This window comes from Bradyrhizobium sp. CCBAU 11386 (assembly GCF_028128955.1).
Lineage (GTDB): Bacteria > Pseudomonadota > Alphaproteobacteria > Rhizobiales > Xanthobacteraceae > Bradyrhizobium.
In genome coordinates this window covers 1-9,608 of sequence record NZ_LBKA01000144.1, presented here as the reverse complement: position 1 = coordinate 9,608, position 9,608 = coordinate 1, and the positions used below count along the sequence as shown (strand labels likewise).

Sequence of the window (9,608 nt, the reverse complement as noted above, 5' to 3'; positions counted from 1 at the left end):
CAGGGGAGAGGTCGGCAGGTTTGCCCTCCAGTTCGCGCAGGCCTGTCGTATGGCCGTAGGGGAAATCGACGGCCACGGAAATCCACTTCCACCCCTCGGCGGCAATCGTCTCGGCTTCGGCCTTGAGCCTTTCTGTCACGAGGCGGTCGAGCAAGGGGACATCTTGAAGCCAGCCGCCGTCATCGTGCTCGAAAAGGTCCCGCAAAACGGTGCCGCCGGCCTGCTCGTAAGCGTCCAGTCCGACGAACTGGGCGCGACGGTCGGAAGCGCGCACGGTATTCTCCGTCAGCATCCGCCGGATCTGATATGGCTCGTCGTTGCCGGATCTGCTGACATTATCCCAGACCTGCTCCTGACGCGCCTGGTCGGTCGTGACGGAAAAGGCCATCAACTGCTCGAGCGTCATGCCATCTTCGGCATAGACGTCGTGCAACTTCGGCGACACCGATGCCAGACGCAGGCGCTGCTTGACGATCGCTGGCGAGACGAAGTGCCGCGCGGCGATATCCTCTTCACTCATGCCACCGTCATGCAACACCTTGAACGCTCGGAACTGATCCAGCGGGTGCAGGCCGACCCGCTCGTCATTCTCCGCGAGGGAATCGTCCTCGGCGAGGCCGCCATCCCTGATAACGCAAGGGACAGGTTGCGCCCTCGCCATACGCTTCTGCTTGATCAGCAGTTCGAGCGCGCGGTAGCGGCGTCCACCAGCCGGTACCTCGAACATGCCAGTCTCCTGACCGTCGGCATCGACGACCGCACGAACGCTCAGGCTTTGTAACAACGTGCGCTGAGCGATGCTCTCCGCCAGTTGCTCGATCGAGACGCCAGCCTTCACGCGGCGGACATTGGACTGACTCAAGACTAGCTTGTTGAAGGGAATATCGCGGGAGGGACTGAGTTTGATTTTCTGAACGGCGCTTGCCATGTCGATTTCTCCACGACGGGCGGCCGAAAGACTCTCTCTCGACCTCCTACCCGTCACAGACAAGCTGGCGCGCCTCTCACTCTCTGACGCGCAGCACCAACTCGGGACTGCCCCTGGCACAGCGTGCTGATGCATCACGCAGCCTCCTCGTTGCCCTCGACGACGGACTCGATCGCGGGCGGCAGAAAGGCGAGCAGGAAATCGGCGGCCTTCGATGCCGCACTCGCGGCGCGCACGACGGCGCGATTATCCTCGCGCAGCACCTCGAGCCAGGAACCGATATAGTCGGCGTGACGCACGGTCGGCACGATGCCGAGCGAGGCACAAACGAAGGCACCCGCCATTTCAGCGACCAGCTCTTCGCGCGCGTACGATTTTGAGCCGAACGAACCCGAGTGGTCGCGGTTGAGGCGGGACGCCTGGCCGGTCCAATGACCGAGTTCATGGAATGCAGTTCGGTGCCAATTGATCGGTTCGAAATAGGCCGCCGGTAGCGGCACCTGCACGAAATCGCCCGTCGTATTGTAGTAGGCGCGCGCTCCGCCGATACGGAAATCCGCGCCGGTGGCGGCAATCAACGCCTCAGCTCGGGGCTCAATCTGGCCTGGTGGCGGCGGGACGACTGAAGCGGCAGTCTCCTTGGGCACGCCATCGCACTGGTCGATGTTAAAAACGGTAAAGCGCTTGAGAAACGGGATGGCACCAGGCTCCTCGCCGGCCTCCGCGGCGCGCCGACGTTCGTCGTCCGGGGTGAAGCGATCGGCATAGACGACGGTTGTTCCCCGTTCGCCCTTCCTGACGTTGCCGCCAAGCGCGAGCGCCTGGCGAAAGGTGAGCCAGCTCTGTCCGGAAAAGCCGTGCTCGATAACGGCACCCCACAGGATCAGCACATTGATCCCGGAATAACCGCGCTGCGTCGACGCGTTGCGCGGCATCGCGAGCGGCGCCTTGATCGCCGCCGTCCCCCATGGCTGCACCCACGGGATACGGCCGGCCTCCAGCTCGGCGATGATCTTGCCGGTGATTTCGGTGTAAAGGCTCGCGCGGTTGTTGCCGACACGAACTCGGGCGCTGTATCTGGACATCGCGGTTCTCCGCGACGGGCACCGGAAGCCTCTCCTCCGATCTTCAACCCGTCGCGGCAGACCCGGCCCGCACTCTCACTCTCAGTGACGGTGACGCCACGCGCTCTTTGAGAAGCGGATTCACGGTCGCGCGGCATCTTGGCGTTAGGGATGAAAGCCCGGCGAGCGACTCAAGAGCGATCTCACCACTCGTTGGTATCAATTTTGCATTTGTGATATCGTCTCAATGTTGCGCATGTCGATTCACGGCGTGCGCATGTTCACTGAGCCAGTTTTTTACAGAGGACGACATGGCCAAGAAAGCGAAGAAGGCAAAGAAGACCGCCAAGGCAGCCACCAACAAGGTGGCAAAGAAGACTTCAAAGAAAAAGAAGTAGTCGTATCCGCGACTGAGAGATTGCCGCCTGCGGATCGCCGCAACCCGGACGCAAAGCGAACCTGTCCAAAGGATCTTAAATGTCCTTTGCAGCCGTTTCTCTAGCGCGGCAAGGCAACATAAGGCCGGCCCTTTGTGCAGCTAGCTACTGCATAAAGGTCCGGTTTTTCGTTTCTGCCCGGCGAGGCGCATGATCTGCTCTTGCGCGAAGGATCAATACCGCCACTTCCAGCGACGGTGACGCCACGAATTCTCTGAGAATGGTTTTCGCGGCAGCGCAGCCTCCTTTCGCAAAAGTAATGAAAGCCCGAAGAGCGCGGAGCGAAGCGAAGGCAAAGGCACCCGGCGCGGGGCAGTGATAGCGACGCCGGCATGAAATGACGGCGGGACCCGCGACCGAGTGCAGTCGCGAGACCGGTTAACAAGGCACCCGCGTTCGGGGCAGTGATAGCGGCGCCGGCATGAAATGACGGCGGCCCCTAACGCGAGTGCCTCCGGCGAGCGACTCATGATCGCGCGAGGGATCGAAGCCGGACGGCCGAGACGTCTTGCGGCTCGGTTCATATGTGGACGGCCCCCGACTTGCAAGGATTGGCTTTGGCAGCATGCTCGGATCGCTTGCGCTCATATGTCCGGCCTGTTTCGGGTCTTGCGACCACCGGCCAAGATGGGCTTCGCGGACAGTGAGATCCAAACACGAGAGCGGCATTTTCCGCCGGTAAACCGAGCGGAGCATTTCACTGACCGGCTTGCGCCGAACGTACCACCTCTTCCTGTCCTGCAAGTTCCGCCCCCAGCGTCAAACCTACCGGTCTGGCGCCAAGCTCTGGATTTCGTTCAAGTCTATGTCGGCATCGGCGTCACGCTGCTTGCAGGTCGGTACCGCTCGCCGCTGACCATCAGTTTCCAGGCGATCCGCGCCAGCTTGTTCGCCAACGCTATCGCCACCAGCTTCGGCGGCTTGCGTGCGATCATGTCTTTCAGCCACGGCCAGGAGCGGTTCTCGCGTCGGCGTATATCGGCGATCACAGCTGTCGCGCCAGCCACCAAAACGGTTCGCAACATACCGTCCCCGGCACGGGTGATCACGCCGAGCCGGTTCTTTCCGGCCGTAGAGTGATTCTTTGGTGTCAGGCCAAGCCAGGCGGCAAAGTTTCTTGCCGACTTGAACCCGCGCGCATCCACGACCTTGATCGATAGCAGCGTCGCACCGATCGGACCAACGCCCGGAATAGTCGCCAGTCGTCGGCTCATCTCGTTACTCCGGTGGAGTTGCATGAGCTTCTTATCCAGCTTGGCGATCTGGTCATCGATGCGCGCCAATTCCGTTGCCAAAGCTTCCACCAACTCCTTCGCCAAGTCGGGGACTGTCGCGTCAACCCGAATGTCGATCAGCAGTTGCTGAAGCCTCGAAAGCCCCTTGGGTGCGGTAAAGCCGAATTCCGCGGCGTAGCCGCGGATCGAATTGGCGAGTTGGGTCCGCCTGCCGATGAACTGGTTGCGCACGCGCGCGAGCATCTGTGCGCCCTGCTGCTCGGGGCTTTTGATAGGCACAAAGTTCTTGCGCAGTTTTGGCCGGCTTGCCGCCTCGCAAATCGCCTCCGCGTCCGCAGCGTCGGATTTCCCGCGCTGCACATACGGCTTGACATATTGCGGCGGGATCATCGCCACTTCATGCCCGAGCGATTGCAGCTCTCGCGCCCAATAGTGCGATGCCCCGCAAGCCTCCAGAGCCACAAGCGCGGGCGGCAAACGCCTGAAGAACTCCAAAACCTGCCCGCGCCTCAATTTACGCCGCAAAACCGGCCGCTCGGTCCCATCAACGCCATGCAACTGAAATACACACTTTGACGTATCCAAACCGATGCGAACAATCGTTTCCACGGGCGGCTCCTTCGTGTGAGGTCAGCGACGACCTCATCTTGCCACGCAGTGTGGCGGAAGGGGGCCGTCCACCCCAACACGAGAGCCCGGTGCGGCACTTGCCGCACGCGCCCAAACGAAAAGCCAGGAAGACTAAGTTCGGGGACTGGGTGTCTGTGCGTCAAAAATTCGAACTAAACCTTGAGCTCCCGCCGTTGCGAATCCCAGCCATGTGTTATCGGCCGGAACGAATGACGGACAAAACGATTCGCCGTTTAGGAGCCATTTCCATGCTTATGACAAGTGAACGAAGGCCGGCGATACGGACAATGCGCGGATGGGCGATTGACGTGCTTCAGAACGCTGGCGCCATCCGCGAGTGCGAGGAGCATGGTTGGATGCAGGACCGCGCCGATCCGCATGCATGGGAGCGAGCGATCGATAACGCCCGTGAAGACCCGCCAGCAGGCGTCTCCCCTGATGCCGCGGCAGCCGAGGTTCACGACGTGCTGAACTCGATCGGTGACACCTGCCCAGAATGTCCTCCTGATTAGAAGGATCGGCGCCCAGCATGATGCCAGACCCAGTTGCCACCCTATGCGGGCCGGACTGGCCCCTTCCCGCCTAGCATGCCGAATCTTCCCGGGCCAGCGCAATGGCCGGCAGAAAAAGTGGCGAGCCCTGCCCTGCGGCCGGTGGAGGCCGGGATCGACGGTCAAGCCTTCAGCTCGAACTGACTGCGCAGATCGGCCCGGGCTGGACCATGGGCTTGCGCCCGATCCTTCCTCACTTGCCGTTGATCGCAATCCGCTTCACCTTCCGCTGAGCTGTTGGCAATTTCGGCAGCGTGACGGTGAGCACACCGTTCTTGAACAACGCGGCGACTTTTTCCTGGTCGATGTCATCGACCGGAATGCGCCGCTCGAAACGTCCGTAGTAGCGCTCGCTGAAGAAACGCTGCTTGTCTTCGGTTTCGCTCTTCTTTTCTCCACTGATCGTCAGCACGCCGTCCGAAAGTTCGAGCGCAACGTCGTTCTGGTCGAGACCGGGAAGTTCAGCGACAACCTTGACTTCCTTATCGGTTTCGTTGAGTTCGACGCTGGGCCAACCTATCATCCCGGACGAGCCGAACGAACTGATATCGAAGCTGCGGAATGCCTCGTCGAACATGCGGTTCATCTCACGATGGAGTGCAAGAAACGGATTGCCTGTTTGGTTGCGCTGCACGGCCACATTGCGTGAGCTGTCCTTCCACGGAACGAGATCGCGTAGTGCCATTTTTTACTCCTTTCATGTTTTCGGTTGTCTATTGGCGCAGCTCTCCGGAGCAGGGCTTGGCCGCGCCCCTGGTCGCTGTTCCAGATGGCGGTCCCTCGTTGGGCAGGCGCAAACGGCGGCCCGAACTTTTTCAAATGCGCGAATTTCGATCTGCCGCACCCGCTCGCGTGAAATGCCGTATCGTGTCGCGAGCTCCTCGAGCCTGACCGCCGGTTCGGACAGGAACCGCGCTTCAAATATGCAGCGCTCGCGCGGGTTGAGGACTTCCAGGGCGCCGGCGAGCGCCCGACGCCGCTGTTTGGCCTCCTCTTGGTCGGCGTACAGGGCTTCGGGACTAGGTGCCGGGTCGACGAGCCAGTCCTGCACTTCGCCGGCCTCGTCTGCATGCACCAGAGTGTTGAGTGACACGTCACCGCCAAGGCGCCGGTTCATGCCAACAACATCGTTTTCCTGCACGCCCAACCTCTTGGCGATCATCGCGATGTGATCAGGACGGAGCTCGCCGTCCTCCAGCGCCGAGATTTCCGCTTTTGTCCTGCGAAGTTTGAAGAACAGTTTCTTCTGGGCCGCGCTCGTGCCCATTTTTACCAGCGACCACGAACGCAGGATGTATTCCTGTATCGAAGCCTTGATCCACCACATCGCATAGGTCGCGAGCCGGAAGCCGCGCTCGGGCTCGAAGCGCTTCACGGCCTGCATGAGGCCCACGTTTCCCTCAGAAATCATGTCCGCAATCGGCAACCCGTAGCCCCGATATCGCATGGCGATCTTGGCGACCAGCCGCAGATGGCTGGTGACAAGATGATATGCTGCTTCACGGTCGCCATGGTCGCGCCAGCGCTTCGCATAGGCCGACTCCTGGTCCGGCTGCAACATGGGAAACCTGCGGATTTCCGCAAGATAGTGCGTCAACCCGGCGTCGAGCGACAGCATCGGAACAAATGCAGTGCCTCCCATTGTCCACCTCCTCGTCTCTATGCGACAGCGCGTATCGCCAGCGTTTTCGTACCCAAATTTGAAACCTAATTTGGCGCACGGTACCCGTTGATGGATGACGTTACGACCGAGGGCGGCGGCGTGTACGTTTGCGGTGGATCGGGCCGCATCACAAGGTAGAGTTCGCCCGCCACCAGCATGACGGCAGCGATCGCCAAAGCAAACATGCCCAGCACCAGATCGTATGGGTCATCCATCGCTTTCGAAGTCTTGCGGTTCTATTCGAACCTAGGCGCATCCGCAGCACGGCGAGAACGTCTGACGGTGACAGGGATGTCTCGCGGACCGTAGGACTGCACATGGCGTAACCGTACCGAATTGCCCCTCTCGCCGCTCCATGCCTTCGCGTCCTGCTGCAGCCTGTTCGCCCAGCGATGCTCCAGACGGTCGATCGCGTGACGAGGTAACTGGATATCGTCCATGCGTACCTCCTCAAGCTGCCAGCGCCCGCGCCGTCGAGAACCGGCGCTTTGGTGTGCCACCAGGTGGGTTTCGCGGGCCGTCATCGAGTTCACATAACGCCTCGAGGATGGCGTCAATGCTTACGGGCGCCTTTAGTCCTTCCGGAGCCCGCAACGCGGGACATGAGGCGATCGCTGAAGCGTCGGAAGCCCAGGAGGCAAGGATCGCCCGCTTCTCGGCCAGCGTCAGGTTCGGATGCGATACCACGTCCTTGGGATTGTCGAAGACGGTGCCGGGGTGCAGCAGCGCCTGGAAGTCGAAAACGTTGTCGTGGGTGGCGGTCGTCGGCCGCATGTTTTCCTCCATTCTAAGACGAGTGTGGGCGGCAGCTCGACACGACGAGGCCGGGCCGCCGCAGGTATTCGCTCAAGCCGCCTTGGCTTCGATCTGATGGACGTTGCTGCCGTTGATGGCGATCCGCCGCGGCTTCATGGCCTCGGGGATTTCCCGGACCAGTTCGATCTTCAGCAGCCCGTTGTCGAACGAGGCGTTCTTAACCTGGACGTAGTCGGCTAGGTTGAACTGCCGCTTGAAGTGCCGGGTCGAGATGCCGCGGTACAGGAACTCGCGCTCGGCCTTTTCGGGCTTGTTGCCTTCAATCGTCACGACGTTCTGCTCGGCCGTGATCGAGATTTCGTCGGGCGAGAAGCCGGCCACCGCCAGTGAGATTTGATAGCTGTCTTCGCCGAGCCGTTCGATGTTGTAGGGCGGATAGTTGTCCTCGGTCGCGCGCTGGGCGGATTCCGCGAGGTCGAAGAGGCGGTCGAAACCGATGGTCGAACGCCAAAGAGGAGAGAAGTCGTAACTGCGCATAGCCAGATCCTCCAAAGAGCAAAATGGGTACGAGCGGCACCGGACACGACCGGTGCCCGTCTCTGGTTTCCCGGGCCCATCAGGCGCCCGGACCACCCTGCGGTGGCGACTGGAAAATTATAAAAACCGGTTTTGGTTTCAAGGGGGGCCTGAAAAATTTTCAGCCTAGCCATAGGTGGCTTGGTTAACGATTTTCCACGCCGCCGCCGGCGGCCCTTTGGGGCTCTACTTACAGAAAAAACCTGGCCAGCGTGGCGGAGAATGGAGACGCCGCGATTTCACCCGCGTGTGCCGGGAGGGTCGCAAACCCTTGTCCCAGATAGGCGGGCTACCAAAACACTCGATGCGATAAAGAGGTTCACCCGGCGAGGAACGAAGCTGCGTTCTGGGACGACGCCCATCCACAGCCGAATTCTGCACAAGTTGGTTTGGCAGCAGTTTCTTCAGAAGACTGCGGCGAAGATAAGCATCAGGAGGCCGGCACCGAGGGACCGACGGGTATCGCTCTCAGCGTCCTAGCCGTTTCTCCACGCGCTTGCGCGCGTTGCCGACCTTTTTGACGGCCTTTTTCACCGCCGGTGCCGACTTTCCGGTCTTCTTCGCCTCGTACTGCACTTCGTAACCTTGCCCGCCAGCCACCCGGGCCCGGTCCTGTTTTCGCCCGCGCTCCGTCTTCGTCTTCTGTAGCGTGGAGTTCTTCAGTGGCGTTTGCGCGTCAAAAACCGGCGGCCATCGGCGTTAAGGCGCCCTTCCCCGGCTTCATCGAACCGGCCTTGGCCACCTCGATCGAGAAGGTGCCGTCCGGAGAGCGCTGGATTCATGAAATCAAGTTCGACGGCTACCGTGTCCAGGTTCACCTCGCCAACGAGGCGGCGAAGATCTTTACCCGGCGCGGCCATGATTGGACGCATCGCTTCAAGAAGGTCGGCCATGACGCATGGCAGATCAAAGCGAACTCGGCCGTGGTGGACGGCGAGATCGTGGTACCGGCCGCCGACGGCACCACCGACTTCTCGGTCCTGCAGAACGAGCTCAAGGGCAAGTCGACGAGCGTCACGCTTGTGGCGTTCGATCTGCTCTATCTGAACGGCCGGGATATCCGGAAGCTGCCGCTCTTTCAGCGCAAAGCTGAACTCAAGAAGATCCTAACCGGCACGGACATCCAGTTCAGCGAAAGCTTCGAGATAGACGGCCGCGAGATGTTTGCGCACGCTTGCAAGGTCGGCCTCGAGGGCGTCGTCTCAAAGGTCCGGGGTGGCGCCTATCCGACCGGACGCACGAACGACTGGGTCAAGAAGACCTGCGCGCAGCGAGAAACGCTAACCATTGCCGGCTTCGCACTCGACGGGACGAAGTGGGACGGGCTTTATGTCGGCCGGCGCAAGGGCGACGATCTGGTCTACGCCGGCAAAGTCGACCACGGCTTCGACAAGGTCTCGGCCGCCGATCTGCAGAAAAGGCTAAAACCCCTCATCCGAAGCACCCAGCCCTTTGCCAAGCGCATCGGCCACAAGGGCATCTGGGTTGAACCCAGGCTTCTGGCCGAGGTCGAATATCGCGCGAAGTCGGCGGAGGGAAAGGTCCGGCACCCGTTCTTCCGGGGCCTGCGGGAGGACCTGTGATGGATGCATTCGATCGCTTTTGGCAGTGGGCGAACAAGCCCCCGGAAAGTCCGCTCACGATTCCGGCCGAGTTACATCGCGCGGTCATGGAGCTCGCTCCTGAGAGCCTGACTCAAAAAGCGTAGACGTTTTCAGGGTCTGGCCAAGCGGCGAGTTAGGAGCCTCAGATGGGCGGCGAGCAACCA

General features: G+C 61.0%; 12 protein-coding genes. 4 read left to right on the top strand and 8 right to left on the bottom strand.

Annotation, left to right across the window (positions count from 1 at the left end):
* Both XI09_RS09455 and XI09_RS09450 read right to left on the bottom strand, forming a co-directional pair.
* The coding region (locus XI09_RS09455; protein ID WP_271566597.1) for a ParB/RepB/Spo0J family partition protein at positions 1 to 928 on the bottom strand (928 nt) is incomplete at its 3' end.
* Between the two features lie 134 nt (positions 929 to 1,062).
* Positions 1,063 to 2,013 carry an ArdC family protein gene (locus XI09_RS09450; protein ID WP_271566596.1) on the bottom strand — a complete coding sequence of 317 codons (951 nt, stop codon included), beginning with the start codon at positions 2,011 to 2,013 and terminating at the stop codon, positions 1,063 to 1,065.
* A gap of 226 nt (positions 2,014 to 2,239) precedes the next feature.
* On the opposite strand from XI09_RS09450, the gene XI09_RS09445 reads away from it, so the two are divergent.
* Positions 2,240 to 2,494 carry a hypothetical protein gene (locus XI09_RS09445; protein WP_271566595.1) on the top strand — a complete coding sequence of 85 codons (255 nt, stop codon included), beginning with the start codon at positions 2,240 to 2,242 and terminating at the stop codon, positions 2,492 to 2,494.
* 738 nt (positions 2,495 to 3,232) lie between these two features.
* Here the strand turns inward: XI09_RS09445 and XI09_RS09440 are convergent.
* Positions 3,233 to 4,273, bottom strand: coding sequence for an IS110 family transposase (locus XI09_RS09440; protein ID WP_271566594.1), 1,041 nt, complete (start codon positions 4,271 to 4,273; stop codon positions 3,233 to 3,235).
* Positions 4,274 to 4,542: 269 nt separating this feature from the next.
* Between XI09_RS09440 and XI09_RS09435 the strand changes: the two genes are divergently transcribed.
* Positions 4,543 to 4,806 carry a hypothetical protein gene (locus XI09_RS09435; protein WP_271566599.1) on the top strand — a complete coding sequence of 88 codons (264 nt, stop codon included), beginning with the start codon at positions 4,543 to 4,545 and terminating at the stop codon, positions 4,804 to 4,806.
* Positions 4,807 to 5,038: 232 nt separating this feature from the next.
* On the opposite strand, the gene XI09_RS09430 is transcribed toward XI09_RS09435, so the two are convergent.
* The 5 genes from XI09_RS09430 to XI09_RS09410 form a co-directional block, all read right to left on the bottom strand.
* Entirely contained in the window at positions 5,039 to 5,530 is a 492-nt protein-coding gene (locus XI09_RS09430) for an Hsp20/alpha crystallin family protein (protein WP_271566593.1), read from the bottom strand.
* A gap of 12 nt (positions 5,531 to 5,542) precedes the next feature.
* The gene (rpoH, locus tag XI09_RS09425) at positions 5,543 to 6,487 is read right to left on the bottom strand and encodes an RNA polymerase sigma factor RpoH (RefSeq protein ID WP_271566592.1); all 945 of its coding nucleotides are present in this window, start codon (positions 6,485 to 6,487) and stop codon (positions 5,543 to 5,545) included.
* Positions 6,488 to 6,958: 471 nt separating this feature from the next.
* On the bottom strand, positions 6,959 to 7,282 hold the full coding sequence (locus XI09_RS09420) for a hypothetical protein (protein WP_271566591.1): 324 nt from the start codon (positions 7,280 to 7,282) through the stop codon (positions 6,959 to 6,961).
* Positions 7,283 to 7,354: 72 nt separating this feature from the next.
* A complete protein-coding gene (gene hspD, locus XI09_RS09415) occupies positions 7,355 to 7,801 on the bottom strand; it encodes a small heat shock protein HspD (protein ID WP_271566590.1) in 447 nt (148 codons plus the stop codon).
* Between the two features lie 507 nt (positions 7,802 to 8,308).
* Positions 8,309 to 8,503, bottom strand: coding sequence for a DUF3606 domain-containing protein (locus tag XI09_RS09410; RefSeq protein ID WP_271566598.1), 195 nt, complete (start codon positions 8,501 to 8,503; stop codon positions 8,309 to 8,311).
* Here XI09_RS09410 and ligD point away from each other — a divergent pair.
* On the top strand, positions 8,503 to 9,423 hold the full coding sequence (ligD, locus tag XI09_RS09405) for a non-homologous end-joining DNA ligase (protein ID WP_271566589.1): 921 nt from the start codon (positions 8,503 to 8,505) through the stop codon (positions 9,421 to 9,423). The two genes, XI09_RS09410 and ligD, sit on opposite strands and share 1 nt — an antisense overlap.
* The gene (locus XI09_RS09400) at positions 9,423 to 9,548 is read left to right on the top strand and encodes a hypothetical protein (protein WP_271566588.1); all 126 of its coding nucleotides are present in this window, start codon (positions 9,423 to 9,425) and stop codon (positions 9,546 to 9,548) included. The genes ligD and XI09_RS09400 overlap by 1 nt, the downstream gene beginning before the upstream one ends.
* The last annotated feature ends 60 nt before the right edge of the window (positions 9,549 to 9,608 follow it).